Annotated in this window: 15 protein-coding genes; 14 read left to right on the top strand and 1 reads right to left on the bottom strand. The window is 71.0% G+C overall.

Features of this window, described 5'->3' with window-relative positions; genetic code table 11:
- The first annotated feature begins 17 nt into the window (after positions 1 to 17).
- The 3 genes from ACFU8W_RS04470 to ACFU8W_RS04460 are packed head-to-tail and all read left to right on the top strand — an operon-like array spanning position 18 to position 1,133.
- A complete protein-coding gene (locus ACFU8W_RS04470) occupies positions 18 to 227 on the top strand; it encodes a DUF4244 domain-containing protein (RefSeq protein ID WP_384032207.1) in 210 nt (69 codons plus the stop codon).
- On the top strand, positions 214 to 615 hold the full coding sequence (locus ACFU8W_RS04465) for a TadE family type IV pilus minor pilin (RefSeq protein WP_327245647.1): 402 nt from the start codon (positions 214 to 216) through the stop codon (positions 613 to 615). Before ACFU8W_RS04470 ends, ACFU8W_RS04465 begins: the two co-directional genes overlap by 14 nt.
- Positions 507 to 1,133 (top strand): Rv3654c family TadE-like protein, encoded by a 627-nt coding sequence (locus ACFU8W_RS04460; protein WP_384032205.1) that lies wholly within the window; start codon positions 507 to 509, stop codon positions 1,131 to 1,133. Before ACFU8W_RS04465 ends, ACFU8W_RS04460 begins: the two co-directional genes overlap by 109 nt.
- Here the strand turns inward: ACFU8W_RS04460 and ACFU8W_RS04455 are convergent.
- Positions 1,027 to 3,552, bottom strand: coding sequence for a DEAD/DEAH box helicase (locus tag ACFU8W_RS04455; protein WP_384032203.1), 2,526 nt, complete (start codon positions 3,550 to 3,552; stop codon positions 1,027 to 1,029). The genes ACFU8W_RS04460 and ACFU8W_RS04455 overlap by 107 nt on opposite strands.
- 78 nt (positions 3,553 to 3,630) lie before the next feature.
- On the opposite strand from ACFU8W_RS04455, the gene ACFU8W_RS04450 reads away from it, so the two are divergent.
- The 11 genes from ACFU8W_RS04450 to tmk all read left to right on the top strand — a co-directional run bounded on the left by ACFU8W_RS04450 (position 3,631) and on the right by tmk (position 19,882).
- Positions 3,631 to 3,984, top strand: coding sequence for an STAS domain-containing protein (locus ACFU8W_RS04450; RefSeq protein WP_003967428.1), 354 nt, complete (start codon positions 3,631 to 3,633; stop codon positions 3,982 to 3,984).
- A gap of 399 nt (positions 3,985 to 4,383) precedes the next feature.
- Positions 4,384 to 4,836 carry an ATP-binding protein gene (locus ACFU8W_RS04445; RefSeq protein WP_384032201.1) on the top strand — a complete coding sequence of 151 codons (453 nt, stop codon included), beginning with the start codon at positions 4,384 to 4,386 and terminating at the stop codon, positions 4,834 to 4,836.
- Positions 4,837 to 5,123: 287 nt separating this feature from the next.
- Positions 5,124 to 7,556, top strand: a complete 2,433-nt coding sequence (locus ACFU8W_RS04440; protein ID WP_384032199.1) for a sodium-translocating pyrophosphatase — start codon at positions 5,124 to 5,126, stop codon at positions 7,554 to 7,556.
- Between the two features lie 301 nt (positions 7,557 to 7,857).
- On the top strand, positions 7,858 to 8,484 hold the full coding sequence (locus ACFU8W_RS04435) for a small secreted protein (protein ID WP_384032197.1): 627 nt from the start codon (positions 7,858 to 7,860) through the stop codon (positions 8,482 to 8,484).
- A gap of 80 nt (positions 8,485 to 8,564) precedes the next feature.
- The gene (locus ACFU8W_RS04430; RefSeq protein ID WP_345517428.1) at positions 8,565 to 10,076 is read left to right on the top strand and encodes a class I SAM-dependent methyltransferase; all 1,512 of its coding nucleotides are present in this window, start codon (positions 8,565 to 8,567) and stop codon (positions 10,074 to 10,076) included.
- A gap of 28 nt (positions 10,077 to 10,104) precedes the next feature.
- Positions 10,105 to 11,112 (top strand): ArsR/SmtB family transcription factor, encoded by a 1,008-nt coding sequence (locus ACFU8W_RS04425; protein WP_384032194.1) that lies wholly within the window; start codon positions 10,105 to 10,107, stop codon positions 11,110 to 11,112.
- An 81-nt stretch (positions 11,113 to 11,193) separates the two neighbouring features.
- Positions 11,194 to 12,225 (top strand): ATP-binding cassette domain-containing protein, encoded by a 1,032-nt coding sequence (locus ACFU8W_RS04420; protein ID WP_384032192.1) that lies wholly within the window; start codon positions 11,194 to 11,196, stop codon positions 12,223 to 12,225.
- 180 nt (positions 12,226 to 12,405) lie between these two features.
- The gene (locus ACFU8W_RS04415) at positions 12,406 to 13,044 is read left to right on the top strand and encodes an ABC transporter permease (RefSeq protein WP_384032974.1); all 639 of its coding nucleotides are present in this window, start codon (positions 12,406 to 12,408) and stop codon (positions 13,042 to 13,044) included.
- Positions 13,045 to 13,205: 161 nt separating this feature from the next.
- Positions 13,206 to 13,403 carry a hypothetical protein gene (locus tag ACFU8W_RS04410; RefSeq protein WP_345517433.1) on the top strand — a complete coding sequence of 66 codons (198 nt, stop codon included), beginning with the start codon at positions 13,206 to 13,208 and terminating at the stop codon, positions 13,401 to 13,403.
- Positions 13,404 to 13,738: 335 nt separating this feature from the next.
- A complete protein-coding gene (topA, locus tag ACFU8W_RS04405; RefSeq protein WP_384032190.1) occupies positions 13,739 to 16,597 on the top strand; it encodes a type I DNA topoisomerase in 2,859 nt (952 codons plus the stop codon).
- Positions 16,598 to 16,750: 153 nt separating this feature from the next.
- Entirely contained in the window at positions 16,751 to 19,882 is a 3,132-nt protein-coding gene (tmk, locus tag ACFU8W_RS04400) for a dTMP kinase (protein ID WP_384032188.1), read from the top strand.
- Positions 19,883 to 19,932 lie beyond the last annotated feature (50 nt).

The raw sequence follows: 19,932 nt of genomic DNA, 5'->3' as shown, positions 1-19,932 counted from the left end.
CACTTCTGGGGGTTGACATGGCAGGGCAAATCAAGCGCGTCAGGAGCTGGGCACGGGGTGTGGCGCGCCGAGTCCGGACGGACCGTGGGATGACGACGTCCGAGTACGCGGTGGGGACGATCGCCGCCTGCGCGCTGGCGGCGGTGCTCTACAAGGTGGTCACGAGTCCGCCGGTCATGGCGGCACTGCAGTCGATTCTCACGGACGCCCTCGATGCCAAGGTCTGAGAGGCGTTCGGGGCGCGGAGTCGGGGACCGCGAAGGGGGAGGAGGAGACCGGGGTGCGGTGACGGCGGAGGCGGCCATGGTGATCCCGGTGCTGGTGTTGTTCGCCCTGGCTCTCCTCTGGGCGCTGATGGCCGCCTCCGCCCAGATCCGGTGTGTGGATGCGGCAAGGGCCGGGGCGCGGGCGGCGGCCCGGTCGGAGCCCGAGGCGCAGGTGCTGGCCGTCGCCCGTTCGGTGGCACCCGACCGGGCGCGTGTGGAGGTGGAACGGGCCGGGGAGCTGTGGCGGGTGCGGGTGGCGGCGCCGACGCCCGGACCGGGTGCGCTGGCCCTGACGCTGAGAGCGGACGCGGCAGCGATGGCCGAGGACACGCTGGGGGCGGAGCCGTGACGGGGGCGATTGGGGCGGTGCCCCTGCGACGGAAGCGACGGGTGCGACCGATCTCGTGGGTGAGGCGGGTCCGACGGGCGTTGCGGGTGGTGGGTTCGCGCGGGTGTGGGGAGAGGCGTGATCGGGGGGTGGCGACGGTGTGGGCGGCGGTGACCACGGCAGCGCTGTGCGCGGTGTTCGCGGCCGTGCTTGCGCTCGGCCAGGTGGTGGTCGCTCGGCACCGGGCCGGCGGGGCGGCGGACCTGGCGGCCCTGGCAGCCGCCGACCGGGCCCTGCGCGGGGCCGAGGTGGCGTGCAGGGCGGCCGCGGAGGTGGCCGAGGCGCAGGGTGCGGCGGTGGTGCGGTGCGCCGTGCGGGGGGAGATCGCCGATGTGACGGCCCGGGCGCGGTTCGGGCCGTACGCACCCGAGGTCAGGTCCCGGGCGGGCCCTCCGACGGGCGGTCCCGGTCCGCCTCCGGGCTCGGCGGCTCCCCCGCCTGCTCCGGGTCCGCCGGGGCGGAGCGGAGGAGTTCGGTGAGGAGGCGTACGGCCCCCCGCTTGTGCAGCGGATCGTTGCCGTTGCCGCACTTGGGGGACTGGATGCACGACGGGCAGCCTGCCTCGCACTCGCAGGACGCGATGGCCCGGCGGGTGGCGGTGAGCCAGCTGCGGGCGGTGTGGAAGGCCCGCTCGGCGAATCCGGCACCGCCCGGATGACCGTCGTACACGAAGACCGTCGGCAGCAGGGTGTCCGGATGGAGGGGCACGGAGACGCCGCCGATGTCCCAGCGGTCGCAGGTGGCGAACAGGGGCAGCAGCCCGATCGACGCGTGTTCGGCTGCATGCAGGGCGCCACCGAGGATCTCCGGATTGATGCGGGCGGCGTCCAGCTGGTCCTGGGTGACCGTCCACCACACCGCGCGGGTACGCAGCGTGCGGGGTGGCAGATCGAGCTTGGTCTCGCCGAGGACCTCGCCGGTGATCAGTTTGCGACGCAGGAAGGAGACGACCTGGTTGGTGACCTCCACGGAGCCGTAGCAGAGCCTTCCGTCACCCCAGGGGATCTCCGTATCGGTCTCCAGGACGGTGATGGAGGTGGTGTCACGGGCGGTCGTCGAGTACGGCGGACCAGCCTCCTCGACCAGCGCCACCGAGTCCTCCAGATCCAGTTTCCGGACCAGATAGGTGCGGCCCTGGTGGAGGTGGACAGCCCCTTCGTGGACGGCGGTGTGCGCGGCCGACTCGTCGACGGTGCCCAGCAGCCGGCCGGTACCCTCCTCGACGATCTGGACCGGGCGGCCGCCCTCGCCACGGATGTCGGTGAGATCGGCGGCCCGCTCGCGCCGGGTCCAGTGCCAGCCCGACGCCCGCTTGCGCAGCAGCTTCGCGGCCTCCAGCTGCGGCAGCAGCTCGGCCACGGCCGGCCCGAACAGCTCCAGGTCGCTCTCGGTGAGCGGAAGCTCCGCGGCGGCAGCGCACAGGTGGGGGGCGAGGACGTACGGGTTGTCCGGGTCCAGAACGGTCGACTCCACGGGCTGCTGGAACAGAGCCTCGGGGTGGTGGACGAGGAAGGTGTCCAGCGGGTCGTCGCGGGCCACCAGGATCGCCAGGGCGCCCTGGCCGGAGCGCCCGGCGCGGCCCGCCTGCTGCCACAGCGACGCCCTGGTGCCGGGGTAACCGGCGATGACGACGGCATCGAGGCCCGAGACGTCGATACCGAGTTCGAGGGCCGTGGTGGCGGCGAGACCGAGCAGCCGGCCGGAGTGCAGGGCGCGCTCCAGGGCGCGGCGTTCCTCGGGGAGGTAGCCCCCGCGGTAGGCGGCGACCCGGTCGGGCAGCGAGCGGTCCACCTCGGCGAGGCGTTCCTTGGCGATGACGGAGATGAGCTCGGCGCCGCGCCGGGAGCGCACGAAGGCGACCGAGCGGACGCCCTGGACAGTCAGGTCGGTGAGGAGGTCGGCGGTCTCGGCGGTGGCCGTACGGCGTACGGGGGCGCCCTTCTCGCCGTGCAGCTCGGTCAGCGGTGGCTCCCACAGGGCGAAGACCATCTCGCCGCGGGGCGAGGCGTCGTCGGCGACCTCTATGACCGGGAGACCGGTGAGGCGGCCCGCGGCGACCGAGGGCTGCGCGGCGGTCGCCGAGGCGAGCAGGAAGACCGGATCGGCTCCGTATCGGGCGCACAGGCGGCGGAGTCGGCGCACCACCTGGGCGACATGGGAGCCGAAGACGCCGCGATAGGTGTGGCACTCGTCGATGACGACATAGCGCAGGGCGCGCAGGAAGGAGGACCAGCGCGGATGGGACGGGAGGATCCCGCGGTGCAGCATGTCGGGGTTGGTCAGGACGTAGTTGGCGTACTGACGTACCCATTCGCGTTCCTCGACCGGAGTGTCGCCGTCGTAGACCGCGGGCCTGACCGCGTTGCCGAGCGGCGCCGAGAGGTCCTTGACCGAACGCCGCTGATCGGCGGCGAGCGCCTTGGTGGGGGCCAGGTACAGGGCGGTCGCGCCACGGCCGTTGGGGGCCTCCGAGCCGTCGAGCAGGGCGCTGAGGACCGGGGCCAGATAGGCGAGCGACTTGCCGGAGGCGGTTCCGGTGGCGATCACGACGGATTCGCCGTCCAGGGCGTGTTCCGCGGCGGCCGCCTGGTGTGCCCACGGATGGTCGATACCGGCTTTCTGGACAGCGGCGATCACTTCCGGCCGGATGCGATCGGGCCAGATGGCATGGGCACCCGTCCGCGGGGGCAAGTGCTCCGTATGAGTGATGCGCGCGGACCGGCCCGCCGCTGTGGCGAGTCGGTCGAGGACCATGGCGGGAGAGGGGCGGGAGTCCCTGCTCTCGGGTGGTCGACTGGGGCGGTGATTCTTGGCCATCGGCACCGAGTGTGTCACCGGCGTGACGGACAATGGTCCCAAGGCGTCGTGCATGGCTGCTGGTAAGTGATTGAATGCCATCGCGGCTGGCGATCCGTCCCCTGGCTCCGTCGGGGAGACCGAGGGGCGACCGCTCGATAGCAAGGTGCTGGAGGATCCGTGGACCTGTCCTTGTCGACTCGCAATGTGTCCGGCCCTGGTGGCGACCGTACGGTCGTCGAGGTCGGTGGCGAGATTGATGTGTATACCGCGCCCAAGCTGCGCGAGCAGTTGGTCGAGTTGGTGAATGACGGCAGCTACCACCTGGTTGTCGACATGGAAGGTGTCGACTTCCTCGACTCCACCGGCCTCGGCGTGCTCGTGGGCGGCCTGAAGCGTGTCCGGGCCCATGAGGGCTCACTGCGCCTGGTCTGCAACCAGGAGCGCATTCTCAAGATCTTCCGGATTACTGGTCTGACCAAGGTGTTCCCGATCCACACCACGGTCGACGAGGCTGTCGCGGCCACCGACTGACGGCGGACCGCCTGCTTTCGGATCGGCCGGCAGCCGGTCGGTCCGGCAGCCGGTCGGTCCGGCGGCCGGTCGGTCCGGGGCACAGCCGGGCCGGGGTGCGGCCCGTTCGGCGGACGGCTGGTTCGGTGGAAGTCGTGGTGCCGGGTCCGGCATTCCGGCAGCCGGGCCGGGCTGTCGGCTGCGACACGCCCGGCAGCGGGCTGTCGGCCATCGGTGAGATCGGCTTCCGGGTGTCGACGGGGTGACCCGTCGGTGGGTCGGTGGGCCGACTGCCGTCGGTCGCATGTCGGCTGTCGGAGGCCGGTGGCTCTTCCGGCTTCCGGAGGAAGAGAGAGCGGGGGTACCGGGCATTGTGCCCGGGCCCCTGAGATGCACGCCCGTACGTCTGAGGGGGATCGCATGGCCACCGTTGAACTCCGCTTCAGCGCCCAGCCCGAACACGTCAGGACGGCCCGCCTCGTGGCGGCCGCTGTGGCGCGCCGGGCCGGGGTCGACGAGGCAGTGCTCGACGAGGTCCGACTCGCCGTCGGCGAGGCCTGCAGCCGCGCCGTAGGGCTGCACCGCAACCACGGCATCACCGCTCCGGTCAAGGTCGTCCTGACCGAGGAGGAGAAGTCCTTCTCCATCGAGGTCGGCGACGAGGTGCCCGTCCCCGGCGGTGAGGCCGGAGCAGCCGAGGCGTCCGGCGCGGGGCCCGGCCAACCGGATACCGAGACCGACGCCGACAGCGAGGACGAGATGGGGCTCGCGGTCATCAGCGGCCTCGTCGACGATGTGGAAGTCAGATCGGGAACCGATGGCGGAGTGATCCGCATGAGCTGGCCGAAGACGCCCGCAACACTGCATCCCTGAGGCGCCGGAGGCGTCACAGCGGGCCGGCCCGTCGCGGCGCCGCCCCGATCCGTAACTCCTGATCCACTCTCCGAGGCCCTGCCGAGCAGGGCCTTTTTCCATTCCTGCTTGATCAGCGATCTACGGACAATGCTTCTGCCCCATTACTGCATTCGGAGCAATCCGAGGGTGCGATCATTTACCGATCGGTGGGTAAAGGCGATTTACATTTACTGCGGACTGTTTTGATCAGGTTCTGCTCCCTACAATCCGTCCACGTCTTGAGCGCTGAGCGTCAAGGAGGACGTATGGCGGGCTTCATCAACACACCACTGGCAGAACTGCCCGAAGTTTCCGCACTTTCCGACCGACCCACCTCTCTCGCGGCCGCGGTACTCACCGATGACAACCGCGTCATCGTGATCGTCATCGCGATCGTCGCCGTCGCCGCACTGATCGTCGCCCGACTGCTGGTCCGCCAGGTGCTGGCGGCCGGCGAGGGCACCGACCGCATGAAGGAGATCGCGGCAGCCGTCCAGGAAGGTGCGAACGCCTATCTGGCCCGGCAGCTGCGCACTGTCGGCGTCTTTGCCGCCGTGGTCTTCTTCCTGCTTCTGCTGCTTCCGGCCGACAACTGGTCGCAGCGCGCCGGCCGGTCGCTGTTCTTCCTGGTGGGTGCGCTTTTCTCGGCGACCACCGGATACATCGGCATGCGTCTGGCCGTCCGCAGCAATGTGCGGGTGGCCGCCGCCGCGCGTGAGGCGACTCCGGCGGAAGGCGAACCTGAAAAAGATCTCACCGACGTATCGCACCGGGCGATGAAGATTGCTTTCCGTACGGGCGGCGTGGTCGGCATGATCACGGTGGGACTCGGGCTGTTCGGCGCCTCGTGCGTGGTTCTCGTCTATGCCGCCGACGCGCCCAAGGTGCTCGAGGGCTTCGGGCTCGGCGCCGCGCTCATCGCCATGTTCATGAGGGTCGGTGGTGGCATCTTCACCAAGGCCGCCGATGTGGGCGCCGACCTCGTGGGCAAGGTCGAGCAGGGCATCCCGGAGGACGACCCGCGCAACGCAGCCACCATCGCCGACAACGTGGGCGACAACGTCGGCGACTGCGCGGGCATGGCGGCCGACCTGTTCGAGTCGTACGCCGTGACGCTCGTCGCCGCGCTCATCCTCGGCAAGGCCGCTTTCGGCGACTCCGGACTGGCCTTTCCCCTGATCGTGCCGGCGATCGGCGTGGTCACCGCGATGATCGGCATCTTCGCGGTCGCCCCGCGGCGCGCCGACCGAAGCGGGATGACGGCCATCAACCGAGGCTTCTTCATCTCCGCGGTGATCTCGCTCGTCCTGGTGGGGGTGGCCGTCTTCGTCTACCTCCCGTCCTCGTACGCCGACCTGAACGGCGTCACCGACAGCGCGATCACAACGCACAGCGGTGACCCACGGGTCTTCGCCCTGGTCGCCGTTGCCATCGGTATCGTGCTGGCCGCGCTGATCCAGCAGCTCACCGGCTACTTCACCGAGACCGGCCGGCGCCCCGTCCAGGACATCGGCAAGTCCTCCCTGACCGGCCCGGCCACCGTCGTACTCGCCGGGATCTCCATCGGTCTGGAGTCCGCCGTCTACACCGCGCTGCTGATCGGACTCGGCGTCTACGGGGCGTTCCTGCTCGGCGGTACGTCGATCATGCTGGCGCTCTTCGCGGTGGCCCTCGCCGGGACCGGGCTGCTCACCACCGTCGGGGTCATCGTCGCCATGGACACCTTCGGACCGGTCTCCGACAACGCGCAGGGCATCGCCGAGATGTCCGGCGACGTCACGGGCGCCGGTGCCCAGGTCCTCACCGATCTGGACGCCGTCGGCAACACCACCAAGGCCATCACCAAGGGCATCGCCATCGCCACCGCCGTGCTGGCGGCGTCGGCGCTCTTCGGCTCGTACCGCGACGCGATCGCCACGGCGGTCGACAAAGTGGGTGCCAAGGCCGGGGAAATGACCCTCAGCCTCGACATCTCGCAGCCCAACAACCTGGTGGGGCTGGTCCTCGGGGCCGCGGTCGTCTTCCTGTTCTCCGGCCTGGCCATCAACGCGGTGTCCCGGTCCGCCGGGTCCGTGGTCTACGAGGTGCGACGGCAGTTCCGCGAGCGCCCCGGGATCATGGACTACACCGAGAAGCCGGAGTACGGGCGCGTCGTCGACATCTGCACCAAGGACGCCCTGCGTGAGCTCGCCACGCCCGGGCTGCTCGCGGTGCTGGCGCCGATCGCGGTGGGCTTCACCCTCGGTGTCGGGGCGCTCGGTTCGTACCTCGCGGGCGCGATCGGTACCGGGACCCTGATGGCGGTCTTCCTCGCCAACTCCGGAGGTGCGTGGGACAACGCCAAGAAGCTCGTCGAGGACGGTCATCACGGCGGCAAGGGAAGCGAGGCCCACGCCGCCACCGTGATCGGCGACACAGTCGGCGATCCGTTCAAGGACACGGCGGGACCGGCGATCAACCCGCTGATCAAGGTGATGAACCTGGTGGCGCTGCTCATCGCGCCGGCGGTGGTGCAGTTCAGCTACGGGGCGGACGCGAGCGCGGGCGTGCGGGCGGTGGTGGCGGTGCTCGCCCTCGCCGTCATCGTCGGCGCGGTCTATGTCTCCAAGCGTCGCGGGATCGCCGTGGGCGACGAGGACGACTCCGACGACGACGGCGGCGCGACTGCCAAGTCGACCGATCCGGCTGCCGTTTCATGAGGCGGGTACAGGGAAGGGGGCGACAGCTCGCGGGCTGTTCCCGATCAACCCGGGGCAGCGCCTGATCCAGCAAGGGCATGACCTGGTCAAAGAACGGGTGGACGGTGCATCCTGATGCGCTGTCCACCCGTTTGCCATTCGCCTGCCGCGCGCGTTCACCCGTTCGCGCGTGAGTTGTATCTCCCTCATTTCCCTTGGTGCAAATGGCTACAAAAGGTCATCCATCGGACGACCGGCACCCGGATGGAGGTCATTTGGCGTGTAAGTTCCGGGGCCGAGAGCCTTGGAAGGGACCGATCCGGTGAACAAGAAGCTTGCAGCCGCACTGTCCGGCGGTGCGGTACTGGTACTTACGCTGTCGGGCTGCAGCGACGACGGCGGCAGCGACAACAAGGTCAACGACTGGGCCAAGAAGGTTTGCGACCAGGTCAAACCCCAGCTGCAGAAGATCGCGAACGCCAACGCCGCCATCCAGCAGCAGACCGCAGACAACAGCAAGCCCGCCGATGTCCAGAAGACGGACTCGGCCGCCTTCCAGCAGATCTCGCAGGCGTACAAGGCGCTGGGCACAGCTGTGGACTCGGCGGGTGCACCGCCGGTCGACAACGGCGAGACCACGCACAAGGAGGCCGTGAAGGAGCTCAACGCCTCCTCGGCCGCTTACGCGGAGCTGCAGAAGAAGGTCGACGCGCTCGACATCAAGGACCAGGCGAAGTTCGCCGACGGCCTGAAGGGCATCGCCGACGAGCTGAACAAGATCAGCACCAATGGTGACCAGGCGCTGAAGAAGCTCCAGTCCGGCAAGGTCGGCATCGCGATGGCCAAGCAGCCGGGTTGCCAGAAGCCGACGGCTTCGGTCCCGCCGGCCGCCACGCCGTCGAAGACCCCCGAGAAGTCGGCTTCCGCGTCGCCCAGCAAGAAGCCCTGACAGCGGCGGTACGACCGGCCCGGCAGCTCCGATGCTGCCGGGCCGCTGCCGTTGTCGGTGGGAGCGGCCACAATGGGCGGGTGAGTACGACCAGTCTCCCCGCGCCCGACCGTTCGCCCCGGCTCCGCGAAGCCCTGCTCGCTGCCGCCTTCACCGCCGACGGGCTCCTCGACCTGCTCGGCGCGCCCGCCTATGCCGCGCTCGCCCGCAGCGAGACGGTTCCGGCACTGCGGGCCACCCGTGGCGACTCCCCGCTCGACACGCTGGTGCGGCTCTTCCTGCTTCAGCGCCCCGTCCCGTACGAGCGGGCCCGCGCCGCGCTCCCGCTGGACGAGTGCGTCGAGGACGGCTGGGTGATCCGCGCGGGCGAGGAGGTGCGGGCCGCCGTCGATGTGCGGCCGTACAGCGGGCCCGAGGGGCAGGACTGGTTCATCGTCTCCGACCTGGGCTGCGCGGTCGGCGGCGCGGGTGGCATCGGTTCGCACGAGGAGGGGGTGGTCCTCGGCGTCGGTGGGGCGTCGTCCACACTCGCCGGGATCACCGTCCGTACGCCGGTCGCCTCCGCGCTCGATCTCGGTACGGGCTCCGGCATCCAGGCGCTGCACGCCGCGCAGCACGCCATCCGGGTCACGGCCACGGACCTCAACCCCCGCGCCCTCGCCTTCGCCCGGCTGACCCTTGCCCTGTCCGGTGCCGCCCCGGCCGATCTGCGCGAGGGTTCGCTCTTCGAGCCGGTCGGCACCGAGACGTACGACCTCATCGTGTCGAATCCGCCGTTCGTCATCTCGCCGGGCGCCCGTCTCACGTACCGCGACGGCGGCATGGGCGGCGACGACCTGTGCCGGACGCTGGTGCAGCAGGCCGGCGACCGGCTGAACGAGGGGGGATACGCGCACTTCCTCGCCAACTGGCAGCACGTCCAGGGCGAGGAGTGGCAGGACCGGCTGCGCTCCTGGGTGCCACGTGACTGCGATGCCTGGGTCGTCCAGCGCGAAGTGCAGGACATCACGCAGTACGCCGAGCTGTGGCTGCGCGACAGCGGCGACCACCGTACGGACCCCGCGGAGTACGCCGCACGGTACGACGCCTGGCTGGACGAGTTCGAGGCCCGCAAGACGAAGGGCGTCGGCTTCGGCTGGATCACGCTCCGGAAGTCCGCGGCCGCGGCCGACGGGAATCCGTCAGTCGTGATCGAGGAGTGGCCGCATCCGGTGGAACAGCCGCTCGGCGCTGCCGTGGAGGCCCACTTCGCCCGCCAGGACTATCTGCGGACGCACGATGACGCGGCGCTGCTCGCCGACCATTTCATGCTCGCTCCGGAAGTGATGCAGGAGCAGGTCGGACTGCCGGGTGCGGAGGACCCCGAGCATGTGGTGCTGCGTCAGAACCGCGGCATGCGGCGCGCGACGAAGGTCGACGCAGTCGGTGCCGGTTTCGCGGGCGTCTGTGACGGGACGCTGCCCGCGGGCCGGATCCTGGACGCGATCGCCCAGTTGATGAACGAGGACCCGGTACTGCTGCGCGACCGTACCCCGCAGGCGATCCGGCTGCTGGTGGAGGAGGGGTTCCTGGAGCCGGTGGGGGAGGCCTGATGAGCACGGAGCGGGCGGTGACCGCCGGGTGATCCGGATCGAGCTGGACGAGGCGGCGCTCGGCGCGGCCCGGATCGCCATCAGCCCGCTGTGGGACGCTTTCTGCAGCCTGCATCTGGCCAAGCCGCACCGTACGCCCTCCTGGCCGTACGAGAAGTGGGTCGGGCGGGCCCGTGAAGTGCTGCGCGAGGACGATCGGACCGCGGCGCTGCGGCTGCTGACCGACGGCCCGCTGAGCTTCCCGGACTTCCTGCTCCCCCGGCCGGTCGGCGCCTCGTCCGTCGAGACGGAGCTGGACATCATCAGGGCCACGCCGCCCGAGGTCGTACGGGCCGGGGTCGAGGAGCACTATCCGGGACTCGAGGACCATCCGCGCATCCGGCCCTACCTGGCGGATCCGGAGGCGGCCTGCGCCGCGCTCGCGGATTCCTACGCCGCGTACTGGGAAGGGGCGATGGAGCCGCACTGGCCGACTGTGCGGCGCCTCGTCGAGGACGAAGTCCTGATCCGCGCCCGGACGTTCGCGACCGAAGGCATCGACGCGCTCTTCACCGGGCTGGAGGCGCGGGCCCGGTGGACACCGCCGGTCCTTGAGCTGACCAAGCACATCGACGCCGAGTACCGGGCGGGCGAGCGGAGGCTCCTGCTGGTACCGCTCGTCTTCGCCGAGGGCTGCCGGCTCTACTCCACCGACGATCCCGAGGTCATCGCCGTCTCCTTCCAGGCCCGCGGCGCGGGCGCGCTCCGCGACCCCGCCGGGGCCGGACCGGAAGCCACCGACCGGCTCGGTGCGCTGCTCGGGCGGGGCCGGGCATCGGTGCTGCGCCAGCTCGGCGGGCCGCTCACCACGGCAGGGATGGCCGACCGGCTCGGGCTCGCGCCGAGCACGGTCTCCGAGCACCTGTCCGTCCTCGCCGACGCGGACGTCGTCACCCGCCACCGGGTCGGGCGCAGCGTCTACCACCAGCTCCCGGACACCGGCCGGGCGCTGCTCGCGCTGCTCTTGGGCGAGGACGTGCTGCGCGCCGTGTCCTGATCGGGACCGGGGCGTGAGCGACGATTCGGCCGCCCCCGAATTGATGGCCGGTGCGGTAGGGACAGGCCTAGCGTCCCCGCCATGCTTGCGATCGAGGCGAAGAATCTCCGCCGCACCTACAACAGCCGCACCGGCTTTCTGCGCCCCCGCCGTACCGTGACCGAAGCCGTGCGTGGCGTCAGCTTCGAGGTGGCGCGCGGCGAGCTGTTCGGACTGCTCGGCCCCAACGGAGCGGGCAAGACCACCACCATCAAGATGCTCAACACCCTGCTGCTGCCCACCTCCGGCACGGCCCGGGTCCTCGGCCACGACGTGGCGTCGGACCCGGTCGCCGTACGCCGCAGGATCGGTTACGTCTTCGGCGGCGACCGGGGCCTGTACGACCGGCTCTCCGCCCTCGACAACCTGCGCTACTTCGCCGAGCTGTACGGGGTCGAACCGCGCGACCAGAGGCGCAGGATCGCCGAACTCCTCGATCTGGTCGGCCTGGCCGGCCGGGAGAAGGAACGCGTCGAGGGCTACTCGCGCGGGATGCGGCAACGCCTGCACATCGCCCGTGGCCTGCTGCACAAGCCCGATGTCCTTTTCCTCGACGAGCCGTCCATCGGCGTCGACCCGGTGGCGGCGCGCGATCTGCGTCGTACCGTCGCCGATCTGCGGACCGGTGGCACCACCGTCCTGCTCACCACCCATTACATGGCCGAGGCCGATGAGTTGTGCGACCGGATCGCGGTGATCGCGGGTGGCACGATCCAGGCTCTCGGCACCCCGGACCGGCTCAAGTCCCGGGTCCAGGAGCGCGACATCCTGGAGATCGAGGCGTACGGAGCGGCCGACGAGCACCTCGACCGCATCCGGGAACTCCCCGGGGTGCGCGGAGTGGCTGCCGAGGAGCGCGGCAGCCGGCAGGCCGTCATGGTGCAGACGGAGCGGGGCGCCGATCTGCACTCGCGGGTCCTGGCCGCGCTCGACGGGATCCGGATCGGACGCGTCGTCACGCGCGAACCCACCCTGGAGGACGCGTACATCGCGATCGTCGAGGAGTCGGAGAGTGGTGCGGACGGTGGGCCCGGGGCCGCGGCGGCCGACCGGTCCGAGGAGGTCGTGGCATGACCACGATGACGACCGTGCCCCGGATTCTGCGCCTGACCCTCGTCGGCGTGCGTACCCATGTCTCGTACATGAGCCGCTCACCGCTCGAAATCACCTTCGCCGTTCTCGTTCCCCTCGTGTACGCGACCCTCGCCGTCCACCTCTTCCGTGCCGCGGACGACCCCGACCGTCTGCTGACGGCTGCCGTCGGAGCGGGGCGACCGCTTCCACCTGCTGGGCAACGCCGTTGTCTCCGCCTCTACCGCCTGCGTCTACGGCGGCACCATGGCCGTCGCCAACGAGCGTCGTTACGGCACGCTCGGTGCGGTGCTGCTGAGCCCTCGGCACCGGGCTCCGCTCTGGTTCGGGCGCGCCCTGCCGTACGTACTGAACGGCCTCCTCATCAGCGTCTTCACGCTCACCGCCGCCACTCTCCTGCTGGGTCTGCGGATTCCGGTTGGTGCGCTGCCCGGTCTTGCCGCAGTGCTGCTCGCCGCCTCGGGCGGGTGTTCCGTGTTCGGCCTCGCCCTCGGGGCGCTGGGTCTGCGTTTCCGTGATGTGTTCCTGGTGTCGAATGTGGCCGCTTCCGTACTCCTGCTGCTGACCGGCGAGAATGTGCCGCGCGAGGCACTGCCGGAGTGGATGCGGGCCGTCGGGGACGTTCTCCCGCTGACCCATGCCGCCGAGGCCGCGCGGGAGTTGTCCGCAGGTGGTGGCCTCGACCGGGGACGGCTCGGCGCCGAGCCGGCGACGGGGGCCGGATACGCGGTGCTCGCTGTGGTCCTGTTGGCGGTGTTCGAACGTGGCAGCCGGCGTCGCGCGACCTTCGACCTGATGTGATCCGGCCAACGAGCGCGGACCGGGCGGCAGCGCGACCCGGCGGACCGCGGCACTGGAGTTCACCCGGGGTTCGCACCGGTGTCGCCCCCGAGTGACAGCCTCCCCCTGACTCGACGCGGGCGACGGCCCCGGGCCGGGCGGTCACGGAGAGGCGTACGGGCATGGAGAGCGGACCTGCGGTATTCGCCGGAACGACGTTCGCGCTGTTCGGGACCGCGCTGCTGGTATGGACGGGGGCGTGCGTCGTGCACCGCGCGCCGGTGGCGTACAGGGTGCGCCCCGTCCTCTCCGCCACACTCGCCACTCTGTTCGGCGTACTTTTCCTCGTCCTCGGTGTGGGGTGCTTCACCCGCATCTGATCCACGGCTGCCGCCTCGCCACCCGCGTCGCCACCGTGTGATCACCCGGCCCGGGACGTGAACACGCCCGGTTGTCCCGCCCCCCCGCCCCCGGCGGCCGCAGCACCGCCACCGCGCCGCGAAACCCGCAGGCAGCGACCGCGCACGCCGCGTATCGGGCACTCCGGGCGGCAGGAATGGCGGAAGTCGGGTTACCGTTCGAGTGGCCGTTGCGGGCTTTTGCCGTTTGACACGGGGGCGGGTTGTACCGTCACACTCCGCAGCGACAGCACCGTCGGCAGCGTCATCGCGCTGCCCGGATGCCCATCGAGTGTCGACCGGAGAGAAGAGCGAAGTTGTCCCCGACCAGCGAGACCGCACAGGGCGGCCGCCGACTCGTCATCGTCGAGTCGCCTGCCAAGGCGAAGACGATCAAGGGCTACCTCGGCCCCGGATACGTCGTCGAGGCGAGCGTCGGGCACATCCGCGACCTGCCGAACGGCGCCGCAGAGGTTCCCGACGAGTACACCGGCGAGGTCCGTCGGCTCGGCGTCGACGTCGAGCATGACTTCCAGCCCATCTATGTCGTCAACGCGGACAAGAAAGCGCAGGTCAGAAAGCTCAAGCAGCTGCTGGCCGAGTCCGACGAACTCTTCCTCGCCACCGATGAGGACCGCGAGGGCGAAGCCATCGCGTGGCACCTGCAGGAAGTACTCAAGCCCAAGGTCCCGGTCCACCGGATGGTCTTCCACGAGATCACCAAGGACGCGATCCAGGCCGCCGTCGCCAACCCGCGCGAGCTGAACCAGCGCATGGTCGACGCCCAGGAGACCCGCCGTATCCTCGACCGCCTCTACGGCTACGAGGTCTCGCCGGTCCTGTGGAAGAAGGTCATGCCGCGACTCTCGGCGGGCCGGGTCCAGTCCGTCGCCACCCGCCTCGTCGTCGAGCGGGAGCGCGAGCGCATCGCCTTCCGTTCCGCCGAGTACTGGGACCTGACCGGCGCCTTTGCCACCGGCCGTACCGGTGACGCCTCCGATCCGTCGACGCTGACCGCCCGCCTCAGCGCGGTCGACGGCCGCCGGATCGCCCAGGGCCGCGACTTCGGTCCGGACGGACTGCTGAAATCCGGCTCCGGCCAGGTGCTGCACCTGGACGAGACGAACGCGCGGGCCCTTGCCGCCGCGCTCGCCGACTCCGCGTTCGCCGTGCGGTCCGTCGAGTCGAAGCCGTACCGCCGTTCCCCGTACGCCCCGTTCCGTACGACGACCCTCCAGCAGGAGGCGAGCCGGAAGCTGGGCTTCGGGGCGAAGGCCACCATGCAGGTCGCCCAGAAGCTGTACGAGAACGGCTTCATCACCTACATGCGTACCGACTCCACGACGCTCTCCGACACCGCGGTCTCCGCGGCGAGGGCGCAGGTCACGCAGTTGTACGGCGCCGACTACCTGCCGGAGAAGCCGCGTACGTACGCCGGGAAGGTCAAGAACGCGCAGGAGGCGCACGAGGCGATCCGCCCCTCCGGCGACCGCTTCCGCACGCCCGCCGAGACCGGTCTGGCCGGCGACCAGTTCCGGCTCTACGAGCTGATCTGGAAGCGGACCGTCGCCTCCCAGATGAAGGACGCGGTCGGTAACTCGGTCACCGTGAAGATCGGCGGCCGGGCGAGCGACGGACGCGACGCCGAGTTCTCCGCGTCCGGCAAGACGATCACCTTCCACGGCTTCATGAAGGCGTACGTCGAAGGCGCCGACGACCCGAACGCCGAGCTCGACGACCGCGAGCGCCGGCTGCCGCAGGTCGCCGAGGGCGACGCGCTGTCCGCCGACGAGATCTCGGTCGACGGCCACGCCACCAAGCCCCCGGCCCGCTACACCGAGGCCTCGCTGGTCAAGGAGCTGGAAGAACGCGAGATCGGCCGCCCGTCGACGTACGCCTCGATCATCGGCACGATCCTCGACCGCGGCTACGTCTTCAAGAAGGGCACGGCGCTCGTCCCGTCCTTCCTCTCCTTCGCCGTGGTCAACCTGCTGGAGAAGCACTTCGGCCGGCTCGTCGACTACGACTTCACCGCCCGGATGGAGGACGACCTCGACCGCATCGCGCGGGGCGAGGCCCAGTCCGTGCCCTGGCTGAGGCGTTTCTACTTCGGCGAGGGCGACGACGCCGTCAGCGGCGCGGCCTCCGCCGCGGGCAACGGCGACGGCGACCACCTCGGCGGTCTCAAGGAACTCGTCACCGACCTCGGCGCGATCGACGCCCGGGAGATCTCCTCCTTCCCCGTCGGCAACGACATCAAGCTCCGCGTCGGGCGCTACGGCCCGTACATCGAGCGCGGGGAGAAGGACGCCGAGGGCCACCAGCGCGCGGACGTGCCGGAGGACCTGGCGCCCGACGAGCTGTCGGTCGAGTACGCGGAGGAGCTGCTGGCCAAGCCGAGCGGTGACTACGAGCTCGGTGCGGACCCGGTCACCGGGCACCAGATCATCGCCAAGGACGGGCGCTACGGCCCGTACGTCACCGAGGTGCTGCCCGAGGGCACGCCGAAGACCGGCAAGAACGCGGTGAAGCCGCGGACCGCGTCGCTCTTCAAGTCGATGTCGCTGGACACGGTGACGCTGGCGGACGCGCTCAAGCTGATGTCGCTGCCGAGGGTCGTCGGCGAGGACGCCGAGGGTGTCGAGATCACCGCGCAGAACGGGCGCTACGGCCCGTACCTGAAGAAGGGCACGGACTCACGTTCGCTGACGTCCGAGGACCAGCTCTTCGACATCACGCTCGAAGAGGCCCTTGCGATCTACGCCCAGCCCAAGCAGCGCGGCCGCGCCGCGGCCAAGCCGCCGCTGAAGGAGCTGGGCACGGACCCGGTGAGCGGTGCTCCGGTCGTCGTCAAGGACGGGCGCTTCGGCGCGTACGTCACCGACGGCGAGACGAACGCGACGCTGCGGACCGGCGACAGCGTCGAGGACATCACGCCGGAGCGCGGCTACGAGCTCCTTGCGGAGAAGCGCGCCAAGGGACCCGCCAAGAAGAAGACGGCGAAGAAGGCCCCGGCGAAGAAGGCGCCCGCGAAGAAGGCGACGGCGGCCAAGAAGACGGCAGCCAAGAAGACGACCGCGGCAGCCAAGAAGACGACCGCAGCGAAGAAGACGACGGCCGCGAAGAAGACGACCGCGGCGGCGAAGAAGGCGACCGCGTCGTCCGTGGAGGACTGACCGCACCGGCGGTCAGCACCTTCCCGAACACCTGGAGGGGCTGGACATTCCAGCCCCTCCGGCGTGCGGGGGAGCACCTCCTCACCCCACTCGGGCGCCCATATGTTCGGATGGGGCCGTCGCTGACCGGACCGCTCCGGATAGGCTGGGCGGATGACGCGAGCCGAGCAGCCAACGGTCGTGAGCCCCACCTCCGACACTCTTGCCGCAGACTCACGCGAGCGCGCCGTACGAGCCCTGTTGCGTGTTCCCCCGCTGAAGCGGTTGTGGAGCGCGCAGCTCGTCGGCGGTATCGGCGATGCACTCGCCCTTCTCGTGATGGTGCTGCTGTCTCTGCAAGCGGCGGTCCTTGAGGGCTCATTCGGATCCGGATACCGCGGGGCGGCCTTTGCCGTCGCCGCCGTGTTCGGTGCCCGAATCCTTGCCACGCTCCTCTTCGGAGCCGTACTCCTCGGGCCGCTGACGACGCTCACCGCGCCCGGTGGACCGCTGGACCGGCGATGGCTGATGATCGGGGCGGACGGCCTGCGGCTCGCGCTGCTCGTCGTCGCGCCGTTGTGGATCGACTGGACGCCCGGCAGGGCGCTCATGATGATCCTCATCACCGTCTTCGTCACCGGCGCCTGCGAACGGCTGTGGACGGTCGCGAAGGAGAGCGCCGCGCCCGCGCTGCTGCCCTCCCCGCCCCCCGAGGGCGCCGCGGTACGCCCGCTGCCGGACCACCTCGACGCCCTGCGCAGGCTCTCCCTCCGTACGGACTTCGCCGCCGTCCCCGCCGCCGCGGCCGTTCTGCTGATCGCCACGCTGATCGGCAATCTGCTGGGCTCGGGTCTTGAGTGGTTCTCCTTCCACCAGGCGGCTCTCGGCTCGTACGTCGCGGCCGGACTGTTCTCCGCCTCGATCTCGACCCTCTACTTCCTCGAACTCCCCGGTTCGCCGACGCCCCGCCCGCGCTCGCCGCTGGAGGGTCTGCGACGGCCGTCCACCGGCAGCGGCCCGGACAAGGGCCGCACCGGCGCCGTCCCGCTGATCGTCGGCGCGTGCGCGGCCGTCGCCGGAGCGATCGCCGCCGCAGCCGCCGTCGCCGCACTGCACGCCTACGACCTCGGTGGCGGACCGGTCACGTTCGCCCTGCTGATCCTCACCCTGACGGGCGCCACAGCCGCCGGTATCCGTACGGCGGAGAAGGTGCTGCCCACCCTGTCGCGGCGCCGGCTGCTCGTCTTCGCCACCGCTGTCACCGGGGTCGCGCTCCTCGCGATGGGCCTGGTGCCGGACACGGCGACCGTGGTGTTCCTCGCGGTCCTCGCCGGTTACGCGGCGGGTGTCGCGGCCAACACCGGCCACACGCTCGTCGACCAGGAGACCGAGGAGTCCCGCCGGGCCAGGACGACCGAGCACCTCCAGGCAGTCGTCCGGGTCCTGGTCGCGCTCGGCGCGGTCGCGGGACCGCTGCTGGCCGCAGCGATCGGCACCCACCGGCTGACGGTCGGCGACTTCGTCTTCGCGCACGGCGGCGCCGCATTCGCCCTCATGCTCATCGGTGCCCTGCTGCTGCCGGTCGCCGCGATCGTCCTCGCGAAGACGGATGACCGTTCCGGAGTGCCGCTGCGCCGTGACCTGCGCGAGGCCCTGCGCGGCGGCGAACCGGCTGTCGCCTCCGCCGCCACCGGCTTCTTCCTCGCCCTGGAGGGCGGCGACGGGGCCGGCAAGTCCACCCAGGTCGAGGCGCTCGCCGAGTGGATCCGGGCCAAGGGCCACGAGGTCGTCGTCACCCGCGAGCCCGGCGCCACGCCGGTCGGCAAGCGGCTGCGCTCGATCCTGCTCGACGTGTCGTCGGCCGGGCTCTCGAACCGGGCCGAGGCACTGCTCTACGCAGCCGACCGCGCCGAGCACATCGACTCGGTGGTCCGTCCGGCGCTGGAGCGCGGCGCGATCGTCATCTCCGACCGCTACATCGACTCGTCCGTCGCCTACCAGGGCGCGGGCCGCGACCTCTCCCCGACCGAGATCGCCCGGATCTCGCGGTGGGCGACGAACGGACTCGTACCGCATCTGACGGTGCTTCTCGACGTCGACCCGGAGACCGCGCGGGAACGGTTCACCGAGGCGCCCGACCGGCTGGAGTCCGAGCCGCCCGAGTTCCACGCCCGGGTACGGTCCGGTTTCCTCACGCTGGCCGCCGCTGCCCCGACCCGCTACCTGGTGGTGGACGCCGGCCAGGAACCGGAATCGATCACCACCGTCGTGCGCCACCGGCTCGACCAGCTCCTGCCGCTCTCCGAGGCCGAGATCAAGGCCCAGGAGGAGGCGCGCAAGGCGGCTGAGGAAGAGGCCAGGCGCAAGGCCGAGGAAGAGGCGGCGCGCAAGGCGGAGGAGGAGCGGCTGGAGCGCGAGCGCCAGGAGCAGCTCGCCAAGCTCCGCGCCGAGGAGGAGGAACGCAAGCGCCGCGAGCTGGAGGAGGCGCGGCAGCGCGAGGCCGAGCGGCAGGCGGAGGAGGCCCGTCTGCGGGCCGAGGAAGCGCGTCGGGTCGCCGAGGCGGAGCGGGTCCGGCGCGAGGCCGAGGAGCAGGCGCGCGAGGCCGAGCAGGAGCGGCTGCGCAAGCTGGCCCAGGAGGAGGCCCGGCTGCGCAAGGAGGCCGAGGCGCGGCGGCTGGAGAAGCAGCGCAAGGCGGAGGAGGCGCTGCTGCGGGCCGAGGCTGCCCGGCGGCAGGCCGAGGCCGAGGCGGCCGCGGCGGCGGAGGCCGCCCGCGCGGAGGCGGCGGCGTCCGCTTCCGTCCCGGACAACGAGCTGACGGTTCCGACACCGGTCGTCAGCCCGAACGAGGTGACGCAGCCGGTGCCGTCACCGGTCGACACGCCTTCGGACCAGGCCGAGACGGCGATGATCCCGAGGATCACCGATCCGTCCGAGCGGCCTGCGGCACGGGACGCCACGGGCTCCGCGGACGAGACCGCGGTACTCCCGCCGGTGCGGGACGTAGGTGACGAGCAGCCGACGGACCGCGTTCCGCGGGGCATTTTCCGCGACGAGCGTCCGACGGACGCCGGCCCGGAGGGCGAGAACGAGCGCACCCGGGAGCTGCCGCAGATCAGCGATCCGCACGCCGTCCCGGAGGCAGCCGAGGCCCGGCGCCCGGGCCGGGGCCGCCGCCGTCGCCCGGAGTGGGCCGAGGAGACTCCGCTGGACGATCTGCCGACCCTGGCCGACGAGCTGCTCGGCGACCACGACCGGGACGACGAGGGCCGTGGCACCTCCGGACGGGGCCGTCGCCCGCGCCGCTGAGAGCGGCCGCGGCGGGTGGCCCGGGGGTGAGGGGCGGACCGGATCGCCGG

It is taken from the genome of Streptomyces sp. NPDC057565 (genome assembly GCF_042801455.1).
GTDB classification, from domain to species: Bacteria; Actinomycetota; Actinomycetes; order Streptomycetales; family Streptomycetaceae; genus Streptomyces; species Streptomyces yanii.
This window is presented reverse-complemented; position numbering and strand designations above follow the sequence as displayed.